Source organism: Actinoplanes hulinensis (assembly GCF_019429605.1).
GTDB lineage: Bacteria > Actinomycetota > Actinomycetes > Mycobacteriales > Micromonosporaceae > Actinoplanes > Actinoplanes campanulatus.
Genome location: NZ_JAHXZI010000033.1, coordinates 14,001 through 34,335, shown reverse-complemented (window position 1 = coordinate 34,335; position 20,335 = coordinate 14,001). Strand labels below are relative to the sequence as shown.

The 20,335-nt window shown below is 70.6% G+C and carries 21 protein-coding genes; 2 read left to right on the top strand and 19 right to left on the bottom strand.

Annotated features, from left to right (window positions below; all coding sequences use genetic code 11):
- Positions 1 to 18 precede the first annotated feature (18 nt).
- Positions 19 to 480 (bottom strand): PAS domain-containing protein, encoded by a 462-nt coding sequence (locus KZ829_RS39920; protein ID WP_183226486.1) that lies wholly within the window; start codon positions 478 to 480, stop codon positions 19 to 21.
- A gap of 74 nt (positions 481 to 554) precedes the next feature.
- Positions 555 to 1,289: a hypothetical protein gene (locus KZ829_RS39915; protein WP_220149042.1), complete on the bottom strand. Its 735-nt coding sequence runs from the start codon at positions 1,287 to 1,289 to the stop codon at positions 555 to 557.
- A 263-nt stretch (positions 1,290 to 1,552) separates the two neighbouring features.
- Here KZ829_RS39915 and KZ829_RS39910 point away from each other — a divergent pair, with 263 nt between their 5' ends.
- Positions 1,553 to 2,725: an arginine deiminase gene (locus KZ829_RS39910; RefSeq protein WP_372454018.1), complete on the top strand. Its 1,173-nt coding sequence runs from the start codon at positions 1,553 to 1,555 to the stop codon at positions 2,723 to 2,725.
- A 193-nt stretch (positions 2,726 to 2,918) separates the two neighbouring features.
- Here the strand turns inward: KZ829_RS39910 and KZ829_RS39905 are convergent, their stop codons facing one another.
- From KZ829_RS39905 to KZ829_RS39865, 9 genes are all read right to left on the bottom strand, one after another.
- Positions 2,919 to 3,794 carry a DUF5926 family protein gene (locus KZ829_RS39905; RefSeq protein ID WP_220149040.1) on the bottom strand — a complete coding sequence of 292 codons (876 nt, stop codon included), beginning with the start codon at positions 3,792 to 3,794 and terminating at the stop codon, positions 2,919 to 2,921.
- Positions 3,795 to 3,864: 70 nt separating this feature from the next.
- On the bottom strand, positions 3,865 to 5,019 hold the full coding sequence (locus KZ829_RS39900) for a sensor histidine kinase (RefSeq protein WP_220149039.1): 1,155 nt from the start codon (positions 5,017 to 5,019) through the stop codon (positions 3,865 to 3,867).
- An 84-nt stretch (positions 5,020 to 5,103) separates the two neighbouring features.
- Positions 5,104 to 5,892 carry a glycerophosphodiester phosphodiesterase gene (locus KZ829_RS39895; RefSeq protein ID WP_220149038.1) on the bottom strand — a complete coding sequence of 263 codons (789 nt, stop codon included), beginning with the start codon at positions 5,890 to 5,892 and terminating at the stop codon, positions 5,104 to 5,106.
- The gene (locus tag KZ829_RS39890) at positions 5,889 to 6,224 is read right to left on the bottom strand and encodes a rhodanese-like domain-containing protein (RefSeq protein ID WP_220149037.1); all 336 of its coding nucleotides are present in this window, start codon (positions 6,222 to 6,224) and stop codon (positions 5,889 to 5,891) included. Before KZ829_RS39890 ends, KZ829_RS39895 begins: the two co-directional genes overlap by 4 nt.
- A gap of 22 nt (positions 6,225 to 6,246) precedes the next feature.
- A complete protein-coding gene (locus KZ829_RS39885) occupies positions 6,247 to 7,395 on the bottom strand; it encodes an LCP family protein (RefSeq protein WP_220149036.1) in 1,149 nt (382 codons plus the stop codon).
- Between the two features lie 111 nt (positions 7,396 to 7,506).
- Positions 7,507 to 8,667, bottom strand: a complete 1,161-nt coding sequence (locus tag KZ829_RS39880) for an LCP family protein (protein WP_220149035.1) — start codon at positions 8,665 to 8,667, stop codon at positions 7,507 to 7,509.
- A 132-nt stretch (positions 8,668 to 8,799) separates the two neighbouring features.
- Entirely contained in the window at positions 8,800 to 10,476 is a 1,677-nt protein-coding gene (locus tag KZ829_RS39875) for a monocarboxylic acid transporter (protein ID WP_220149034.1), read from the bottom strand.
- A 5-nt stretch (positions 10,477 to 10,481) separates the two neighbouring features.
- Positions 10,482 to 10,829 (bottom strand): DUF485 domain-containing protein, encoded by a 348-nt coding sequence (locus KZ829_RS39870; protein ID WP_220149033.1) that lies wholly within the window; start codon positions 10,827 to 10,829, stop codon positions 10,482 to 10,484.
- A 118-nt stretch (positions 10,830 to 10,947) separates the two neighbouring features.
- A complete protein-coding gene (locus KZ829_RS39865) occupies positions 10,948 to 11,472 on the bottom strand; it encodes a flavin reductase family protein (protein ID WP_220149032.1) in 525 nt (174 codons plus the stop codon).
- A 72-nt stretch (positions 11,473 to 11,544) separates the two neighbouring features.
- On the opposite strand from KZ829_RS39865, the gene KZ829_RS39860 reads away from it, so the two are divergent.
- A complete protein-coding gene (locus KZ829_RS39860; protein WP_220149031.1) occupies positions 11,545 to 11,775 on the top strand; it encodes a hypothetical protein in 231 nt (76 codons plus the stop codon).
- Positions 11,776 to 11,811: 36 nt separating this feature from the next.
- On the opposite strand, the gene KZ829_RS39855 is transcribed toward KZ829_RS39860, so the two are convergent.
- The 8 genes from KZ829_RS39855 to KZ829_RS39820 all read right to left on the bottom strand — a co-directional run bounded on the left by KZ829_RS39855 (position 11,812) and on the right by KZ829_RS39820 (position 20,093).
- Positions 11,812 to 12,477, bottom strand: coding sequence for an SCO2207 family protein (locus KZ829_RS39855; RefSeq protein ID WP_220149030.1), 666 nt, complete (start codon positions 12,475 to 12,477; stop codon positions 11,812 to 11,814).
- A gap of 61 nt (positions 12,478 to 12,538) precedes the next feature.
- Positions 12,539 to 14,161: a sodium/solute symporter gene (locus KZ829_RS39850; RefSeq protein ID WP_220149029.1), complete on the bottom strand. Its 1,623-nt coding sequence runs from the start codon at positions 14,159 to 14,161 to the stop codon at positions 12,539 to 12,541.
- Positions 14,158 to 14,544, bottom strand: coding sequence for a DUF485 domain-containing protein (locus KZ829_RS39845; RefSeq protein WP_220149028.1), 387 nt, complete (start codon positions 14,542 to 14,544; stop codon positions 14,158 to 14,160). The genes KZ829_RS39850 and KZ829_RS39845 overlap by 4 nt, the downstream gene beginning before the upstream one ends.
- A gap of 31 nt (positions 14,545 to 14,575) precedes the next feature.
- Positions 14,576 to 16,147, bottom strand: a complete 1,572-nt coding sequence (locus KZ829_RS39840) for a DUF4153 domain-containing protein (protein WP_220149027.1) — start codon at positions 16,145 to 16,147, stop codon at positions 14,576 to 14,578.
- 10 nt (positions 16,148 to 16,157) lie between these two features.
- On the bottom strand, positions 16,158 to 17,204 hold the full coding sequence (locus tag KZ829_RS39835) for a HAMP domain-containing sensor histidine kinase (RefSeq protein ID WP_220149067.1): 1,047 nt from the start codon (positions 17,202 to 17,204) through the stop codon (positions 16,158 to 16,160).
- Between the two features lie 11 nt (positions 17,205 to 17,215).
- Positions 17,216 to 17,908, bottom strand: a complete 693-nt coding sequence (locus tag KZ829_RS39830) for a response regulator transcription factor (RefSeq protein WP_183226469.1) — start codon at positions 17,906 to 17,908, stop codon at positions 17,216 to 17,218.
- Positions 17,909 to 18,165: 257 nt separating this feature from the next.
- Positions 18,166 to 18,897 (bottom strand): LytR/AlgR family response regulator transcription factor, encoded by a 732-nt coding sequence (locus KZ829_RS39825; protein WP_183226468.1) that lies wholly within the window; start codon positions 18,895 to 18,897, stop codon positions 18,166 to 18,168.
- Positions 18,894 to 20,093: a sensor histidine kinase gene (locus KZ829_RS39820; protein ID WP_220149026.1), complete on the bottom strand. Its 1,200-nt coding sequence runs from the start codon at positions 20,091 to 20,093 to the stop codon at positions 18,894 to 18,896. The genes KZ829_RS39825 and KZ829_RS39820 overlap by 4 nt, the downstream gene beginning before the upstream one ends.
- Positions 20,094 to 20,335 lie beyond the last annotated feature (242 nt).

Sequence of the window (20,335 nt, the reverse complement as noted above, 5' to 3'; positions counted from 1 at the left end):
GCGCGGACAAAAAGGACGTCAGTAGCGTACCGGGGACAGGAAGGTCAGTGTCCCACCGATCCGGTCACCCGCCTGGAGCGGCGTGGAGACGGCATCGACGGTCAGCGCGGGCACGCCGTCACCCGGCACCACCCGCATGAGGCCCCGGGCCAGCCGCTCACTGCGCAGCGCCAGCAGCGGCGGGATGTTCTCCGCCTCGGGCTCCTCCAGGCGGCCACCGCCGGCCGTGAAGTCGATGAGGTGCAGCGCGGCGTTGAGCCGCTGACCGATCGCCTCGGCCGGCTTGCCCAGGCCGAGCAACTCGCTACCGGACGGCGACACCGCGAGTATCGAGCCGTTGACGTCGATCACCAGGCACGGCTCGGCGGCCACCGCGACCGTCATCGACCACCGCTCGACGCTGGTGACGAACTCGGCCTCGGACGGTGTGCGGGCCTGGGGTACGAACGCTCCCGAGAGGGAGAGCTCAACATGCGCCACCGGCTCCTCCTCGCTCCTGTTGGACGTCGCTGACCGGCGCGGAACGTCGGTCAGCGACGGCGTCGCAGGGAACGTTACCGGCGGCTCAGCCGCTTGTCAGCGGTCGTCTGTCCGTTGCCGTACGAAGAGTAGTCATGGTTCGGGCGCCACGGCGCGTTCGACCAGGTGCCCGGGTGCTGGGCGACGGCGGTCAGCTTGGCCGCGGTGGCCGGGGAGATCTTCCCGCCCCCGGCGATCAGGAGGCGGTCGAGCTCCTTGTCGGTGGAGACCAGGCAGTCCTTCGGCAGGCCGTGGACGCTGATCACCCCGGAACCGACGAACGTCAGCACGGGCGTCACCGGGACGTTGAGACCCACGACGGCGGAGATCGCCTTGGCGGCGCGGCGCCCGTCGCGACGGGCCTCGGCCACATACTCCGGGCGCTTTCCGTTGATCTGGACGACGTCACCGGCGATCAGCACGCGGGAGCGGCCGTGGTCGGCCACCGTGACGGCGTAGACACCGCCGGGTCCGATGGCGAGGAATCCGGCACGCTCGTCGGCCGGGTTCGGTTCGTAGTACGCGTTGGTCAGGTCGGTCCGCGGCCAGTCGACGATGTGCCAGTTCGGCCCGAGGCGGTCGAGGCGGGTGAGAGCGCGTGCTCCAGCGGCCTCGATGCGGCGGGCGCCACGTTCGGCGCGGCGACGGCGGGCCCACTCGGCCGGCGTGGTCATCCGCTGCGTGTCCTCCAGCAGGGACGAGGTCCGGTCGACGGTGGCGAGGGTTTGGGACGACATGGGCAGCGCGGGGCGGGCGGGGAAGACAGTCACTGCAGACCTCCGGCAAAAGGTCAGTCGGGCTCTCTTTTCCAACTACCGTACGTGCTCGTTCCCCTACAGAACAGGGTCACGGGGCGGGAAAGAAAGAGAATGAGTGTGGATGAATGACATATTCACGACAACGTCTTCTTTCGCATGGTGCATCGTCGCACCTTCTCAAGCTATCGCTCCGCCCGGCCCGATGCATGACTGTCCCAAGATCTAGTCAGAACGTCACGGCCCGATCGCGCTCGGTACCGGCTAACGTCGGCCATGTGTACGTCGACAGTGAAGTCAGTCGCCTCCGTACCGTACTGCTGCACCGGCCGGGGCCGGAACTGGCGAGGCTGACCCCGCGCAACAACGACTCGTTGCTCTTCGACGGCATCCCGTGGGTGAGCCGTGCTCAGGAGGAGCACGACGCCTTCGCGGAGGCACTCCGGAGCCGTGGAGTCGAGGTCCTTCATCTGGGTGACCTGATCGCCGAGACGCTGACCCTGCCGGAGGCCCGCGCCGAACTGACCGCCGGCGTGCTCTCCGACCGCCGCCTCGGCGACGCGCTGCGCGCCACGGTGGCCGACTACCTCGCCGATCAGGAGCCCGCCCGGCTGGCCGAGGTGCTGATCGCCGGGCTCGCGCACGAGGAGATCAAGTCCGGTGGGGGCGGTCTGGTCTACGAGATGATGGACCGGCTCGACTTCGTCATCGACCCGCTGCCCAACCTGCTGTTCACCCGCGACTCCTCGGTCTGGGTGCGCGACCGGGTGGCGGTCACCAGCCTGGCCATGCCGGCCCGCCGCCGCGAGACCACCCTCACCCACGCCATCTACCGGCACCATCCGCGGTTCGCCGGGACGGAGCTGCTCTTCGACCCCTCGCTGGAACATCTGGAGGGCGGCGACGTGCTGGTGCTGGCCCCGCGGGTGCTGGCCATCGGTGTCGGCGAGCGGACCACCCCGGCCGGCGCCGAACGCCTCGCTCAGCGGGTCATCGCGGCCGGCCTCGCGCACACCGTGCTGGCCGTCCCGATCGCCCAGGAGCGCGCCACCATGCACCTGGACACGGTATGCACCATGGTGGACGTCGACGCCGTCGTGATGTACCCCAACATCGCGCACACCCTGGAGGCCTGGACCGTCACCGAGCTGAAGGTCGGTGGGCCCCGGCCGTTCCTGGAGGCCGCCGCCGAGGCGATGGGCATCGACCGGCTGCGGGTGATCGATACCGGCCTCGACCCGGTCACCGCCGAACGCGAACAGTGGGACGACGGCAACAACACCCTGGCCATCGCGCCGCGGCTCTGCGTCGCCTACGAACGCAACGTCGAGACCAACGCCCAGCTCGAACGCGCCGGCATCGAGGTGGTCCGGATCAGCGGCAGCGAGCTCGGCTCCGGCCGGGGCGGCCCGAGATGCATGAGCTGCCCCATCGAAAGAGACCCGCTCTAGACCCCGACCCCTCGAACCAGAGCAAGCCCGGTCTCTACCCACGCAGCCCTGCGGTGAAAAGCGCAACCAGAGTCGCAGTGCGCCCGCTCGTGGTGAGGGCTCCGAAATCGGCTAGCGAAGCGTGGTCGATTTCGGCGCCCTCACCACGAGCTGAAGGGGCGCACTGCAGCCGAGCGGAGCGAGGCAATCAGGCTCAGCGCAGCGTCAGCTGGCGGCCGATCAGGCCCTGCTTGGCGCGGCGGGCGGCGGCGTCCAGGGGGCCGTCGACGGCGAGGGTGTCGGCGTACCGCTTGGCGAAGTCGGCCAGCGCCGCCTCGAATTCGGCGCCCTCCGGCTCGCCCGGGATGTCCCAGACCGGGACCAGCAGGCCGTGCGCCCGGAACATGCCGGCGAACTTGGTGTCCTCGCCGAGCAGCAGCTCCCCGGCGGCGGACAGCCGGGACAGCGTGTCCAGCGCCCGGTCCTCCGGCTCGCTCAGCACCCAGCGGATGTGGCTCTTGTCCGGCGCCACCCGGCACCAGTAGGCGGCCTTGGCCGCGGCCATCCGCACGGTCGGGTAGATCGAGGCGTTGGCCCGCTCCAACGACGCCTTCACGGTGGCGTCCTGCATCTGGTCGACGTCCAGCCAGTACTCGAAACCGTCCTGCATGGTGATCTCGAGCGACCCGTCGACGAGCAGATCCTGCAGGCGCAGGCCCTCGCCGGGCAGAGCCGGCACGGAAACCGTGTTGCCCGGTTCGGTGGCCAGCGCGTTCAGGATGGCGACCGCCAGGTCGCGGGAGACGTCACCGGACTGGACGTGCCGTTGCAGACCGATCAGGACCTTGCCGTCCCGGCGGGACATGGCCGGCCACGCCATCGGCAGCACGGTGGAGAGGGTCACCGAGCGGTCGCCGTACTCCTCGACGATCTCCGGTTTGAGGGCCAGCGGGGCGGAGGCGGCCGGGACCAGCTCACGCAGGGCGACCCATTCCGGCTCGTCGGCCAGGCCCTCGAAGGGCCGGGCGACGAAGATGTCGCGCACCTTCGTTTTCGGTGCGGTTTCGCGGGACTTGCGACGCTTGCTCACGGGGAACCAGCGTAAGCGTCCCTCTGGCGAACCGGTGACGTGGGCCACCCCGGTGTGTCGCTGAAAAGAGTCACGCCCGGGGCAGGCGTACCTCGGCCACCGTGCCGCCGTCCTCCCGCGGGCGCAGCGAGACCCAGCCGTTCTGCCGCTCCACCAGCCGCCGGACCAGGTAGAGGCCGAGCCCCGCGCCCGGCCGGTGCGGCCCCGGGTCGGCCTGCCAGTACCGGTCGAAGGCGTGCTCGACGTGCTCCGGCGCTATCCCGGCGCCCCGGTCGGCGACCCGGAACCGCAGCGTGTCGTCATCGGCTCCGGCGCACAACTCGACCGTGCCGTCCGGATCCGAGTACTTCTCGGCGTTGGTGGCCAGCTCGGTGAGGATGGTCGCGATCGAGTCGCGGTTCCCGTACGCCTTCGGCAGGTCCGTCGGAAGATGCCCCAGCAGCAGCCGCTGCCGCAGGTCGGCGGGCAACTCGCCGGCCGCCTCGCGGAGCGCCTCCACCAGGTCGAACGGGCCGGCCGGGGAGGCGCCCACCGAACCGTCCTCCTCGCTGGCGGCGGAGAGCAGCCGGTCCACGAGCCGGGCCAGCTCGCCGGCGCGCGCCCCGATCACCCGGACCGCCTCGCGGCGCCCCGGTTCGCCCAGGGTCTCCCAGTGGTTGGTGAGCGTGTCCGCGTACCCCTTGATCACGGTGACCGGGGTGCGCAGCTCGTGGCTGGTGACCGCGACCCAGAGGTCGCGGTCCGCGTCCCGGCGCACCTCCTCGGGGGCCGGCGGGCCGTGCGCCGGCAGGCCGGAGCCCTTCCGGTAGAGACGGCCGATCAGGCTGGCCAGCAGCTCCAGCACATCCCGGTGCTCGGGGCCGGGCTCGCCGTCGAGGTAGACGTGCAGGGAGCCGACCGGGGTCTCCCGGCCCGGGCAGCGGGCGCCCAGCATCGACCGCGGGTCGCCGCCCTCGATCAGGTGCAGGAGCTCGTCGTCGAGCCGCGGCTCGACCGGATGTGTCACCCGGCGGCCCACGACGGCGGCCCACACCCCGGTGGCCGCGATGATCCGGCCGTGGTCGTCGGCGGACTCGGCGAAGGCGGTGCCGCGGGCGCCCAGCGTCTCCCCGGCGAGCCGGACGAGCTGCTGCAACACGGACAGGCCGGCGTCGCCGGACTCGACGCGGGCGAGGGCCGCGAGCTGACCCCGGGTCAGCGCCGTGTAGTCGGGACGGTCCGGCATGCCTGCGAGTTTGCCTCGCTCGGCGGCTTTTGGGCAGATGAACCTAAGCGAACCCTGCGGTTGAGTGGCATCTGGTGGCACACGTCACATCCGGGCGAGGTGATCCAGCACGAACCGGGGACGGTCGGTGATCACGCCATCCACGCGGTGCTCCAGGACCAGTTCTAGATCGGCCGGCTCGTTGACCGTCCAGACGTACGCCTGATGTCCGGCCGCCTTGATCGCCGGCAGCAGGGTGGGCCGCGCCCGGACCAGGTCGACACCGGGCCCGGCGGTCTGCGCGCCGAACGGCAACCGGCCGCGCCCGACCCCCGGCGGCACCAGTTCCAGCAGGTAGACGGTGGGCAGGGTGGGCGCCTGGGCGCGGATGCGGCGCAGTGCGAGCGCCGCGAAGGACATCACCGTCACCTGTACGTCGGCGTCCGGCTTCGGATCGGCCAGACCGTGGTGCCGCAGCATCCGCACCAGCCGGCGCTCGACCTCCGCGCCGTACCGGGAAGGGTGCTTGGTCTCGATCAGAAGCCGGACCCGCCGCCCGCTGGAGTGGACCGCGTCGAGCAACCGCTCGAGGGTCAGCAGCCGGGACAGGTCGGGGAGCTCGGCGTCGGCCGGGTAGCCGGGATGCCAGGAGCCGAAGTTCAGCGCGTCCAGCTCGGCCAGGGTCTTCGAGCTGACCCGGCCGTGGCCGTTGCTGGTCCGGTCCAGCCGGCTGTCGTGCACGCAGACCAGATGACCGTCCCGGGTGAGGCGGACGTCGCACTCCAGGCCGTCGGCGCCCTCGTCCAGAGCGCGCAGATAGGCCCCGAGCGTGTGCTCGGGCAGCGCGTCGGCGCCCCCTCGATGCGCGAAGACGAGGGGACGGTACCCGGTCACAGCACGCGGGCCGGTTGCCCGTCCTCGCTGACCATGTCCTTGCCGACGGCGGCCCACACCTGCATGCCGCCGTCGAGGTTGCGCACGTTGTCCCAGCCGTTGTTCATCAGGTAGGCCACGACCTGCCCGGAGCGTCCACCGGCCCGGCAGACCACGACGACCTCGCCGTCGGACGGCACCTCGGCCATCCGGGCGGGCACCTCCATCATCGGCAGGTGGTGCGCGCCGGGCGCGTGGCCGGCCGTCCACTCGTCCGGCTCGCGAACGTCGAGCAGGTAGGCGCCGGGAGCGACTTGATCAGCGGTGACGCTGGGAACCTGAGGTCCGAACACGGGTGACAGCCTAAACCCGCCGTCATTTCTCGTTGGCGAGGACGTCCGGGTGGTCGAGCACGAACTCGGCGAGGGTGTCGTTCTTGACGGCCTGGAACATCTTCAGGCTGGTCTCGTTGAAGACCTCACGCCCGCTGTCGTTGCCGGAGAAGGTGCCGTCGTTGGTGCGCAGCAGCACCAGGTCGTTGGCCGCGACGTTCTTCAGCCCGAGGACGAAATCGGTGAGCTCGATCTGGCCGGTGTCCAGCGTGAACGCCTTGCCGGCCGCCTTGATCAGCGAATTGATCTTCAGTGGGTTGCTCAGGACCCCGCCCTCCGAGGCCTTCTTGGCGATCGCCTTGATCAGCTGCTGCTGGTGCCGCTGCCGGTCGTAGTCGCCGTTCTTCAGGCCGTACCGCTGGCGGGCGTAGTCGAGCGCCTCCCAGCCCTCCATCTCCCGGCAGCCCACCTTGTGCACGACCGGCTTGCCGGACTCGCCGGCCTCCCGGGCCTCGGCCAGGTACATCGGCTTGCCGTCCACCAGCACCATGTGTTTCGAGGCGACCTGCTGGTCGACGCACATCTCCACGCCACCGAGCTCGTCGATCACGCTCTTGAAGCCGCCGAAGTTGATGATCGAGGCGCCGTCGAAGCTGATCCCGGTCATGTTCTTCAGCGTCTTGGCCAGCAGCTGTGAGCCGCCGGCCATCCCGGCGCCGTTCTGCGCGCCCCAGTAGAACGCCTCGGTGGCCTTGACCGTCCCGCCCTCGTATCTGCTCTTGGCGAACGCCGGGACCTCGACCTCGGTGTCCCGGGGGACCGAGATGAGGTAGGCCTGATCGTGGGTGGCCGGGATGTGCAGGATGATGATCGTGTCGGAGTGCAGGGCATCGTCGGCCCAGCGTTCCCGGGCGTCGACCCCCATCAGAAGCATGTCGATCGGGCCCTCGATGGTCGACCCGCCGCCCTCCGCGGTGGTCTTCTTCGCGTCACCGGTGAGGTTCTCGACCGCGATCGTCGAGGTGGTCTGCTTGACCACCATCCTGCCGCCGACCAGACCGCCGCCGCTCGCCACCAGCAACACCACGCCGAACGTCGTGGTGAGGCGCGCCCAGAGCGGCGAACGGCGTTTCCGGCGGGCCGCGGGCGGCGCCGCCGGAACCTCGGTGGGCCGGTCTGCGGCGACGGTCATGCAGCACTCCTGGGGGAGATCGGGGGCTGCATTACCTTACGGACAGAATCCGCGTCGGTTGAAGATCCTTCCGGTTTCAGAATGAAGTCATAGCCGTCTGACAGTTCGCGCTTACTTCTTCACCGGGTTGGCCTGGAGCCATTCGTCCACCTTGTCGTCGACGACCGCCTGGTAGAGGGCCAGCGCCTTCTCCCGGTCGGAGACCACCACGGACTGGCCGTTGATCGTTTGACCGCCCTTGTTCGGGCTGGTCAGGAACGTCAGGTTCTCCCCGCGCAGGCTGCGGAACTGGAGCACCATGTCCTTGAGCGAGAAGTTCTCGTCGACCGTGACGGCGGCCGTCGCCGAGTTCAGGAACGCGTTCAGCTTCGCCGGGTTGCTCAGCGTGCCGCTGCTCGCCGCCTTGTCCATGATCGCCTTCAGGAACTCCTGCTGATGCTGCATGCGGGCGAAGTCGCCGCGGGCGAACTGCTTGCGCTGCCGGATCCAGTCCAGGGCCTGCGCACCGTTCATGTGCATCATGCCCTTCTTGAACTGGCGGAACGGCTTGTGGATCGACTTGGTGTCCTGCTCCACGTACAGGTCGACGCCGCCGAGCGCGTCGGTGACCTCCTTGAAGCCGCCGAAGTCGATCGCCATCACGTGGTCGATGCGCACGTCGGTCATGCACTCGACGGTGCGGACCGCGCGGGGCAGTCCACCGAAGGCGAACGCCGCGTTGATCTTGGCCCGGCTGCCGGAACTGCACGGCGCGTTGTCCTCGCTCGGGATGACCACCCACAGGTCCCGCGGAATGGAGATGAGCTGCGCGGATTTGTGGTCGGCCGGCACGTGCATGAGGATCAGCGTGTCCGCGCGCCACTGGTTCGCCTGGTCCTGCTTGGCGTCCGGGTCCCGGGAGTCGGTGCCGACCAGCAGGATGTTGAAGGCGCCCTCGACCGTCTTGGCCGGCCGGTCCGCGGTGATGTCGGAGAAGGCGTTGGTGCGCTTCAGGTCGTCGTCCAGACCGGAGACGTAGCCCCACGCCGTGACACCGGCGACCAGGGCGAGCACCGCGATCACCGCGCCGACCACCAGAGCGATCCGGCCCCAGCGGGGCCGCGGGCGACGGCCGCGGTAGGAGCGGCCCCGGCCGGGACCGCCCGGGCCGCGCGGGCCACCCGGTGCGGCGGGCCCGGATCCACCTCGCGAAGGCCAGTCCCGGGAGTCGGGCCGGCCGGGCACGGACGCTCGTCCGGAAGAGTTGCCGCTGGGGGAGGTGGTGGCTGACATGACTCCAGGTTACGGAGTAAGAGCCGGTGATCTGTGACTCCGAGGCGCTTCGGCACGAAGGTGGGAGGAGAGTGACGACACGGTCACGGGCCGGCGTCGGCGACTACGCCGGCCCGTGCACTGGGATGAAGGTCAGTGCGCTCCGTGCCCGGTCAGGGACCGGACCTCCAGCTCCGCGTACTTCTCCGGGTCGGTCTCCTTGCTGATGACCGTGCCGAGCCAGCCGAAGAAGAAGCCGAGCGGGATGGAGATGATGCCGGGGTTGGACAGCGGGAACCAGTGCCAGTCCTGGTCCGGGAACATCGCGGTGGGCGAGCCGGAGACGACCGGCGAGAAGAACACCAGGACCACCGCGGTGGTGAGGCCGCCGTAGATGGACCAGAGCGCGCCCGCCGTGTTGAACCTCCGCCAGAACAGGCTGTAGAGGATCGCCGGCAGGTTCGCCGACGCCGCCACCGCGAAGGCCAGCGCCACGAGGAACGCCACGTTCAGGCTCTGCGCGAAGATCGACAGGGCGATCGCGATGGCGCCGATGACCAGGGCGGCGATCCGGGCGACGCTGACCTCCTGCCGCTCCGACGCGGTGCCCCGCTTGATCACGCTGGCGTAGAAGTCGTGCGCGAGGCTCGACGACGAGGCCAGCGTGAGGCCGGCGACCACGGCCAGGATGGTGGCGAAGGCGACGGCCGCGATGACGGCCAGCATGATCGCGCCGCCGGTGTTGCCGCCCAGGTAGTCGATGCCTAGTTGCTGGGCGAGCTGCGGGGCGGCGGTGTTGCCCGCCTTGTCCTGGGCGGTGATGTTCTTGCCGCCCACCAGGGCCGCCGCGCCGAAGCCCAGGGCCAGGGTGAACAGGTAGAACGTACCGATGATGCCGATCGCCCAGAGCACGCTCTTGCGCGCGATCCGGCTGGTCGGCACGGTGTAGAAGCGGGTCAGGATGTGCGGCAGACCGGCCGTGCCGAGCACCAGCGCGAGGCCCAGCGAGAGCAGGTCCATCTTGCTGTAGAAGGTCTTCGCCGCGTCGCCGGCCGTCTCCACGCCGTACCGGAGTCCGGGTTCGAGGAAGGCGTCACCCTTGCCGGATTGCGCGGCCGCGTCGCCGAGCAGCGCCGACAGGTTGAACTTGTAGTGCGCCAGCACCATGATCACCATGACCAGGGCGCCGCCCATCAGCATGAACGCCTTGACGATCTGGACGTACGTGGTGCCCTTCATGCCGCCGACCGTCACGTAGATGATCATCAGGGCGCCGACCAGGATGATCGTGGCGACCTTGGCGGTGTCGGCGTCCATGCCCAGGAAGGTGGCGCCCGGCTTGATCCCGAGCAGCAGCGAGACCAGCGCGCCGGCGCCGACCATCTGGGCGATCAGGTAGAAGACCGACACCACGATGGTGGAGACGCTGGCCGCGGTACGGACCGGGCGCTGGCGCATCCGGAAGGCCAGCACGTCGGCCATCGTGTAGCGGCCCGAGTTGCGCAGGAACTCGGCGACGAGCAGCAGCGCCACCAGCCACGCGACCAGGAAGCCGATCGAGTAGAGGAAGCCGTCGTAGCCGTACAGGGCGATGATGCCGGCGATGCCGAGGAAGGACGCCGCCGACATGTAGTCGCCACCGATGGCCATGCCGTTCTGGAACCCGGAGAACTGACGGCCACCGGCGTAGAAGTCGGTGGCGGTCTTGGTCTGCCGGCTGGCCCAGACGGTGATTCCCAGGGTGATCGCCACGAAGATCAGGAACAGCGTGATGGTCAGCGACCGGGAGCTGGACGCGGCCTCGGCGGCCAGGAGCTGTGGAGCGGCCATCAGTCCTAACTCCCCTCGGCGGCGGTGGCGGCGGCCGCGGGCTTCTCATCGATGTCGTGCAGGATCTTGTCGGCCAGCGGGTCCAGCTGCCGAGCCGCGTACCGCGCGTAGTACCAGGCGATCAGGAACGTGGAGACGAACTGGAGGACGCCGAAGACAAGCGCGACGTTGATGTTGCCGACCAGCTTGATGCCCATGAAGTCCCGCGCGTACGCGGAGAGCAGCACATACAGCGCGTACCAGACGATGAACGCGACCGTCGTGGGGAAGATGAAGCTGCGCAAGCGGTGGCGCAGTTGAGCGAACTCCTCGGAGTTCTGCACTTCGAGATATCTCTCGGCGGATGCCGGCACGGGTTCTCACCACCTTCGTGGGGGCGGACTTTCCGGCACCGTACGAAGGAGTGAGCCGTGTCACCGGCCGCCGGTCGAGGTCTGCGCTGAGTGGCGGCCTGACTGCGCTGAGCGGCAATCAGGCCAGTTCGGTGTACCTGCCCCGATAGTGGATCAGAGGTGATCCCGCGCTTCCGGTCTCGACGCGTTCGATCACCCCGTCGAGTAGCAGCGCCCATCCGCACGGACGGCTCTCCGTGAGCCGGCAGCCGGCCCAGGTGGCGGCGTGGGCGGGGACCGGCCCGAACTCGGTTTGGTGCCACTCCCCGGTCGCGAACGGGCCGCCCGGGGCGGGGAAGAGCCCGGCGAACCGGTCGGCCACCTGCCGGTCGCCCAGCCCGAGCGGTGTCACCGCGAACCGGCCGGCCGCGGAGGCCGCCGCCCAGAACTCGCTCTCCTCGTCGATCAGCCCGAGCACCCGGCCGGGGTCCCCGTCGGCGACCACCGCGGACGAGACGGTCAGCCCGGCCGGTCCGGGTGCCGTCCACAGCGTCACGGTCGACGCGAACCGGCCCCGCAGCCGCCGAACCTGCGACTTGTCCGCATCCGGAACGGCGAACGGATCGGTGGAGTGGATGCGGCCACCCGGCGCGTCGGGATTCATCCGATCATTCTCCCGTTTACAGATTGCGCACGCCGCTATCCGCATTTATTGATCAACAACTATTTTCTAGCTATGACTCAGGTGGTGCTGCGCCCGGGTGTCATCGTCCACGTCGGTCCCGAGGCGAGCGTGCAGTTCTCCGGTGACCGGGCACTGAACCTGCGGATCATCCGGGTCGACCCGCGGGTCACCTACGACGGGTGGATGTGGATAGACGGCTATGTGCTCGGCCCGGCCGGCAACGCGTTGCAGCGCCGCCGGATCTTCGTCCGCCGGGACGGACTGCGGCCGGAACGCGTGTAGCGTTCCGGCCGCGCAGTGCCGAGGACAGCGGGGCGGTCAGCCCACCCGTTCGATGACGGCCCGCCTGATCAGGAACTTCCCGGGCTCCCGCACCTCTTCGAAGGCGGCGTTGTTGAGCAGCACGCAGCTACCGGAAACGCTTGTCACGGTCACCGTGATGCTCTTGTTGTTGTCCAGGTTCCGGACCCGCAGGACGGTGCCGACCGGGTGGGTGCCGCTGGACGCGGCGGGCGCGCCGCCCTCGCCGGAGAGGGTCACGGTCGAGCCCGGGCAGACGACCTGGCCGTTCCCGGCCGGAGCCGCGGTGGTCGGCTTCGCGGCCGGAGCGGTAGTCGTCGGCTTCGCGGCCGGTGCGGCGGTGGTCGGCTTCGCGGCCGGAGCGGTGGTGGTCGGCTTCGCGGCCGGGGCCTGAGCCTGGGCGCCGCCGCAGCCGCCCTGCGCCTTCTGCACGTTGATCAGATCGATGACCGCCTGCCGGTTCGCCAGGATCGCCTCGGTCTGCGCGTTCGGGTTGGCCCGCTGCTGGGCCATGAACTGCTGATTCTCCCGGATCCGCTCGTCCAGGCCGTCGCAGAACGTCGAGGCGCTGCTCAGTCCGGTGCCGACCGCCAGGCCGCCGCCGACCAGAGCGGCCACCGCCACGCCGATCACGATGTTGCGCTTGCGCTTGTCTTGACCGGGCCGCCGGTAGGTACGTGTCATGACCGGATCTACGAACGTGGTTCACCGTCGGGCCGGGTGTTCTACCTTAAAGATCCTTAAATCAGGTACGAAGCGACTCGGGGGCGTGCAGCCGCAGCATCGTGGCGCCCACGTCCGGCGGCACGCGGCGGCCGGTCACCAGCGACACACCGACCATGACCAGGAACGCCAGCGGCACGGTCCACGCCGCGGGCTGGCCCACGAACTCGGCGAAGGAACTGGGCAGCGGAGGACCGAGCACCGTCACCAGCACCGCCGCCATGGCCGCGCCGCCGCCGGTGACCAGGCCGGCGATCGCACCGGCGTCGGTCAGCCCCCGCCACCAGATGCCGAGCACCAGCAGCGGGCAGAAGCTGGAGGCGGCCACCGCGAAGGCCAGGCCGACGACGCGGGAGACGTCCATGTCGGACACGTACAGGGCCAGGGTGGTGGGGACCAGCGCGGCCAGCACGGTGGCCAGCCGGAAGTCGCGGATCGAGCCACTGCGGCCGGACCTGAGCACGTCCGTGAAGATCACCCCGGCGACGCTGGTGAGCAGGCCGGACGAGGTGGACAGGAAGGCGGCCAGCGCGCCCGCGGTGACCAGCGCGCCGAGCAGCCGGCCCAGGTGGCCGCCGCCGAGCGCCGCCTCGGGCAGCAGCAGCACCACGGCGTCGGTGTTGCCGGTCATCAGCAGTTGTGGGGTGTAGATCCGGCCGAGCACCCCGTACAGGGTGGGCAGCAGGTAGAACAGGCCGACCAGGGCGAGCACCACGAGCGTGGTGCGGCGGGCCGAGGCGCCGTCCGGATTCGTGTAGAACCGCACCAGCACGTGCGGTAGGCCCATGGTGCCGAGGAAGGTGGCCAGGATCAGGGAATAGGTCGCGAAGAGGCCGGTCTTGCCGGGCAGGAGCCACTGGTCCCCGAACTCGGCGTCCACAGTGCTCACCGTCGGCACCGGATCGCCCGCCGCGAAGTGCAGCGTCTCGCCCGCCTCGACCGGGCGGACACCGTTCAGGACCGCGTCCTGTTCCACCACGACGGTGGTGGCGGCCGGGAAGACGGCGCCGGCCGGCGGGGTCACCTGCGGGCGGCCGTCCGACTGCCACTGCAGAATCAAGAAGATCATCGGTACGGCCAGCGCGGTCAGCTTCAGCCAGTACTGGAACGCCTGCACGAAAGTGATCGCCCGCATCCCGCCGAACGCCACGTTCGCGGTCACCACCACGCTGACCACCAGCGCGCCCCAGGCGTAGGAGCCGCCGGTCAGCGTGCTGAACGTCAGCCCCGCGCCCTGCAACTGCGGCAACAGGTAGAGGCAGCCGATGAACAGCACGAACGCGGTCGCCAGCCGCCGCAACGGTCGCGACCGGAGCCGGACCTGGCAGAAGTCGGGCAGGGTGAACGCACCGGAGCGGCGCAGCGGAGCGGCCACGAACAGAAGCAGGGCCAGGTAGCCGGCGGCGAACCCGACCGGGTACCAGAGGACGTCGACGCCGTAGCGCAGGACCAGGCCGGCGACACCGAGGAAGGACGCGGCGGACAGGTACTCGCCGCTGATCGCGGCAGCGTTCCAGGACGGGCTCACCGACCGGGACGCGACCAGGAAGTCCGAGGTGGTCCGGGCGAAGCGCAGGCCGTACGCGCCGATCGCCACGGTCAGCAGCAGGACCAGGATCAGGCCGGGCGCCAGGTACGGGTTCACCGCTCCGGCCTGCGGATCAGCGCCGCGAAGTCCTGCTCGTTGCGCTCCGCCCAGCGGACGTAGGCGGCGCCCACCCCGACCAGGAAGGGGAACGACAGCAGCCCGAGCAGAACCCACGGCAGATGCACGCCGAAGACCTTGAAAGCGCCCACCGCCGGGGCCACGGCGAACAGCAGCGGCAGCGTCCCGAGGCCGGCCGCCACCACCAGAGCGAGCCGCAGCGCGAGCGCCAGCTGGGCCCGCATCAAACCCTTGACCAGCGCCTCCCCGATCGGGGTCTGCTCGGTCAGGTCGGTGCCGGCCCGGTCGGACCCACCGCGCCGGGGCGCGGCGTCGGCCAGCACCACCCGAGTCCGGGAGCGCGGGGGCGGATCGGCGGCCATGTTCGGCAGTCTGTCCGTCCCGCGCTGATTGTCAATACCGGTTCACCTGTTCCCAGCACCAGGTGGGGCTGTCCTCGGGGTGCTCGGCGATCACCTCGCGGGCGGTTTCCCGGGCCAGGTTCCAGCCGCGCCAGGAGTCCTCCGGGGTGCGCTCGCCGATCACCATCAGCAGGCAGGACCGGTACGCCTCGTTCTTCAGTCCGGCGAGGGCCGGCACCGCGTCCGGGGACAGGTCGGACAGGTAGGGCAGGTCGATCCGCTGCGTCTCCTCGTACCGTTGCACGTGGTTCTCCGCGATCAGGCCGTCCGGGTTGGCCACCGACAACCCGAGCAGGGCGAGCACACCGGCGGCGATCGCGACCCGGGGCAGCCACGGCGCCCGGATCCGGATCCCGGCCACCAGCACCATCACCAGGACCAGCCCGAACCACGCCTCGCAGCAGGCCACCAGCAGGCGCAGGCGGGTCAGCCCGTACGTGTCGGTGTAGACGTTCATCCGGTGCAGCGCCGAGGCCACGATGACGAGGGTGAGCGCAGCCAGGGCGCCGAGCACCACGCGCAGCAGGATCCGGTCGGCCCGCTCGGTGCGCGGCGCCCACCGGGCCGCCCCGGCCAGCACCACGAGGGTCAGGGCGGTCACCACGCAGAGCTGCCAGAAGCCGCTCCGGGCGTACTCGGCGTAGGTGAGGCCGTCGGTCTCCACCACGTGCTGGTTGCCGCCGAACAGCACGGTCAGCTGGATCACCACGAACGCCGCGAACAGCAGCACCAGGAGGCTGAGCGGCACCGCCCACTCCAGACGGTTCACCTTGCGGCCCTCGGTGCGGTCCAGGTCGCCGGTCGCCGGCGGGGCGGCGCGCAGGAAGGCCGCGGCGGTCAGCAGGACCGCCGTGACGCCGCCCACGAACGCCCACCGGAAGATCGTGATCGGGCTGATCTCCGGGATCGCCGCCTCGAAGACCCGGGCGAACGCGGCGTCCGCCGAGATGAAGAGCCCGCCGAAGACGGCGAGCAGGGCGATCGAGACCGCGGTGGTGGCCAGCACACGGATCGGGAGGCCCGCCGAGCCCTGGCCGCGCATCCGGGTCACGCCGCGCAGGATCCACAGGCCGCCGCGGGTGGCGGCCGCCGGCGCCAGCAGGTAGGTCATCGCCACCGACCGCAGCGACCGCCCGTGGGTGATCGCCAGCGCGCCGGTCAGCGTCGCCGTCAGCAGGCAGAGCGTGAACAGCCAGCCGGCCGCCCGGAAGGTGCCGGTCGCCAGCAGGACCACGGTGGCCGTACCCCAGAAGAAGCGGTCCCACGAGCCGTGGCCGGTGTCACGCCGGACCGCGGCCGGGATCGCCTCGGGAACCCGGATGACCCGGGCCACGACCAGGGCCGCGGTGCCGGCCAGGGCGGTGACGAACCAGCCGAGACCGGCCCGGTCCAGCGGGACGCTGAGCGCCGCCACGACGGAGGCGGCGAGGATCGCCACGACGGTGGCGGACGAGGCCGGGCGCCCCGGTCCCGGCCAGCGCCGGCCGAGCAGGGTGTAGGGCGGCCACGGGCCGTTGAGTTGTCCTAATTGTCCGATAGCTGGTTCGTTTGTGGCCGTGGACATGTTCCACTCCTCAGAGCGCTTGCAGCGGGAGTCGTACCTGGATGTGGCAGCCGCGCCGGTCGTCGGGCTCGACGACGGCGATCGTGCCGCGGTGCAGCTGCACCACCCAGCGGGCGATCGCCAGGCCGAGCCCGGTGCCGCCGCCGGTGGCCCGCTCGCCCCGGGTGAAGCGTTCGAAGACCCGCTCGCGCTCCGCGGGCGGGATGCCGCCACCCTGATCGGTGACGGCGAGCACCACGTGGTCGCCGTGGCGCTCGGCGCGGACCGTCACGAGCCCACCGCTCGGGCTGTGCCGGGCCGCGTTGTCCAGCAGGTTCGCGAAGACCTGGTGCAGCCGCTCCCGGTCGCCGTGCATCAGCAGCCGGGGCGCGGACACCTCGAAGCGCACGTCGTGGCCGGTGCCCTCGGCGTTCACCGTCGCCTCCCGGACCACCTCCCCGAGGAAGGCCGGCACGTCGATCAGATCGCGGTCCATCGGCACCACCCCGGCGTCCAGCCGGGACAGGTCCAGCAGGTCGGCGACCAGGCGGCTGAGCCGCTCGGTCTGGGCCAGGGCGGTCTTCATCGTGTCCGGCTCGGCCTCGGCCACCCCGTCGACGATGTTCTCCAGCAGGCCCCGCAGGGCGGTGATCGGCGTACGCAACTCGTGCGAGACGTTCGCGATCAGCTCACGCCGCTGCCGGTCCGCGGCGGCCAGATCGGCGGCCATCTGGTTGAACGCGGTGGCCAGCTCGCCCACCTCGTCCTGTGACCGGGTCTCGATCCGGTGCGTGTAGTCGCCGCGCGCCATTTCCCGGGCCGCCACCGTCATCTCGCGCAGGGGCACCGTCGCGCCGTGCGCCATCACCTGGAGGGTGACCAGCCCGAGCGCCGCCGCGATGGCGATCCACAGCACGTCGACCCGGTAGAAGTCGATGCTCCACAGGAACACCAGCAGGCCGACGCCGCCGGCGAAACCCAGGGCCAGGGAGAGCTTCGCCTTGATCGACCGGACCGGGTCGAGCGGCCGGGGAAGGTACGCGAAGACCGGCGCCACCAGGTTGTGGACGAACACCATCAGGCGGGTGATCACTTGTCCACCTCCAGGGCGTACCCCACCCCGTGCACGGTGCGGATCAGATCGGCGCCCAGTTTCCGGCGGAGGCCCTTGATGTGGCTGTCGACCGTACGCGTACCCGAAGTGTCCGCCCAGCCCCACACCTCGGCAAGGAGCCGCTCCCGGGGCAGGACCGTACGCGGCCGCCCGGCCAGATGCACCAGCAGATCGAATTCGGTCGGGGTCAGATGCACCTCGGCGCCGCCCCGCAGCACCCGCCGTTCCGCCTGGTTGATCTCCACGTCGCCGAACCGCAGGGTCGGGGGCTGTGGACGAGCGGCGACCTGAGCCTTCTCGGCCCGCCGCAGCAGGGCATGCACCCGGGCCGCCAGCTCACGCATCGAGAACGGCTTGGCCATGTAGTCGTCGGCGCCGACCGCGAGCCCGACGAGCAGGTCCGTCTCGTCGCCGCGGGCGGTCAGCATCAGCACCGGGACCGGTCGCTCCGCCTGGATCCGGCGGCACACCTCCAGGCCGTCGAAGCCGGGCAGCATGACGTCCAGGACGATCACGTCCGGCGGCGTCTGCCGGGCCGCCGCGACCGCACTCGGCCCGTCGCCCACGACCTGCACCAGGAAGCCCTCGGCACGCAGCCGTGCGGCCACGGCATCGGCGATCGCCCGTTCGTCCTCCACGACGAGAACCCGTCGCTCGACCGTCTCCACGCCGCCGTCACCCCATCCCAATAGCCCTGGTCCCGGTCGGTGCGCCCCCGTGGCCCACCGGCCGGTGCCAGCAGCTTATTGACCACCTGGGCAGGCCAGGCGGTGGAGTTGTGAACAACCTGTGGAGATGGATCTTTGTGCCGGGAACGCCGGTGCGCCCAGGGTCGGACAGTGATTGGCAGGAATTGGTGAGATACCGCGGGAGCCTGTGGATAACTCTGTGGAGAAAGCTGTGGGGCTGTGGATAACCGTGTGGATTAACGGGTCCAGTCGTGCTTCGCGGCGCGGATCAGCCGGTCCTTCAGCTCTCGGGTGTGCCGTCGGCTGACCGGCAACTCCGCCCCGTCCACCGCCACCACATAGCCCGAACCGGTCAGCCGCAGCTCGGTGACCAGGCGCAACTGCACCAGATAGGACCGGTGGATACGGACGAAACCGGCGTTCGCCCAGCGCTCGGCCAGCGTGGCGAGCGAGACCCGGACCAGATGCGAGGCGTCCCCGGTGTGCAGGCGGGCATAGTCGCCCTGCGCCTCCACCCAGCGCACCGACGAGCGCGGCAGCATCCGGGTGGTGCCGGCCAGCTCGACCGGGATGGCCGGCTCGTCCGGTGGGGGCGGCGGCACCGACCGCAGGCCGGCCACCCGGCGCAGCGACTCGCCGAGCCGCTCGGCCCGGACCGGTTTGCGCACGTAGTCGGTGACACCCAGGTCGAAGGCGTCCACGGCGCCGTCGTCGTACGCCGTCACGAACACGATGGCCGGGGGCTGGGCGAACCGCCGCAGGATCCGGGCCAGCTCCATGCCGTCCAGGCCGGGCATCCGGATGTCCAGGAAGACCGCGTCCACCTCGGTGTCGCGCAGCACCCGCAGCGCCTCGGTGGCGTCGCCGGCCCGGTGCACGTGCGCCACCCGGCCGTCCGCGTTCAACAGGTACGCCAGCTCGTCCAGAGCCGGAGGCTCGTCGTCGACGGCCAGCACCACAAGGCTCATGTCGACGCCCGGACCTGTGGATGGAACTTCGGCACCCGCATGCTCACCTTCGTACCCGCTCCGGGGGCCGTCTCCACGATCAGGCCGTTGTGATCACCGAACACCGAACGCAGCCGCTCGTCCACATTGACCAGGCCGACGTGCTGCCCGTCCTCACTCTCCGAACCGTCCTGCCCGAAGACCGCCGGATCCATGCCGACCCCGTCGTCCTCGACCGTGATGTGGCACTCGGCACCCGCGTCGCGCGCCTCGATGCTCACCATACCGACGCCGGGCTTCCGGGACAGGCCGTGCCGGACCGCGTTCTCCACCAGTGGTTGCAGGCACAGGAACGGCAGACCGACCGGCAGCACCTCAGGCGCGATCTGCAACCGCACCTGGAGCCGGTCACCGAACCGGGCCCGCTCGATGGTCAGATAGCGATCGATGCTGCGCAGCTCCTCGGCGAGCGTCGTGAACTCACCGTGCGCCCGGAACGAGTAACGCGTGAACTCGGCGAACTCCAGGATCAGCTCCCGGGCCCGTTCCGGGTCGGTGCGCACGAACGAGGCGATCGCGGTCAGCGCGTTGTAGATGAAATGCGGGCTGATCTGGGCGCGCAGCGCACGCACCTCGGCTCTCGCCAGCCGCTCCCGCGACGAGTCGAGTTCGGCCAGCGCGAGCTGCGATCCGGCCCAGCGGGCGGTCTCCAGCGTCGCCTGCACCAGGCCCGGCGCCGGCGGTTCGTCGGCCACCGCGACCAGCGCGGCGTCCGCCTGGCCGGCGGGCCCGGTCAGAGGCGCCACCACGGCGCCGCGGACCACACAGTCCACCCGGTCACAAACCAGATCAGACCCATTGAGTACGACGGAGCGCTGCGATCTCGTGGCCCGCCGGGCCGCCGCCGTGAACTGTTCGGTGTGGTGTCCACCCCGCCCGTCGAAGGCCAGGCAGTCCGCCCCGTCGATGATCGCCAGCCCCACCGCGCCGACCAGCACCCGCAGATGCCGGATCGCCTTCCCCGCGGTCGTCGTGCTCAGGCCCGCCCGTAGCGGTTCGGCCGCCAGTGATGCCGTGTGCAGCACGTCGTAGGTGGCCCGCTGCATGGCCGTGGCGATGCCCCGCCGGGCCCGCAGGCGCAGGACGGCGACCACCGCGGCGGCGAGCGCGGCCAGCACGGCGACGACCGCCACCGCGCTACCGATCTGACCCGCCACGGGACAGATCCTGACGCGTGGACGCCCGCCGCGCCATCCCCGAAAAAATGTCGTACCCCGGTGGCAGCCTGGTCGGGCGGCTTGGCGCCGCACGGCCCACGTGATCCGGCTTGCCCCGGGGTGGGGGTGGGGGTGACCACTCACGCACGTCGCGCGGCGCGGCTCGCGTCATGGACGCGTCAGCGGCCAGCGAGCCGTGCCGCGCCCTCGGCGGGAGCGACGGTCCGCACCCACCACCCGGC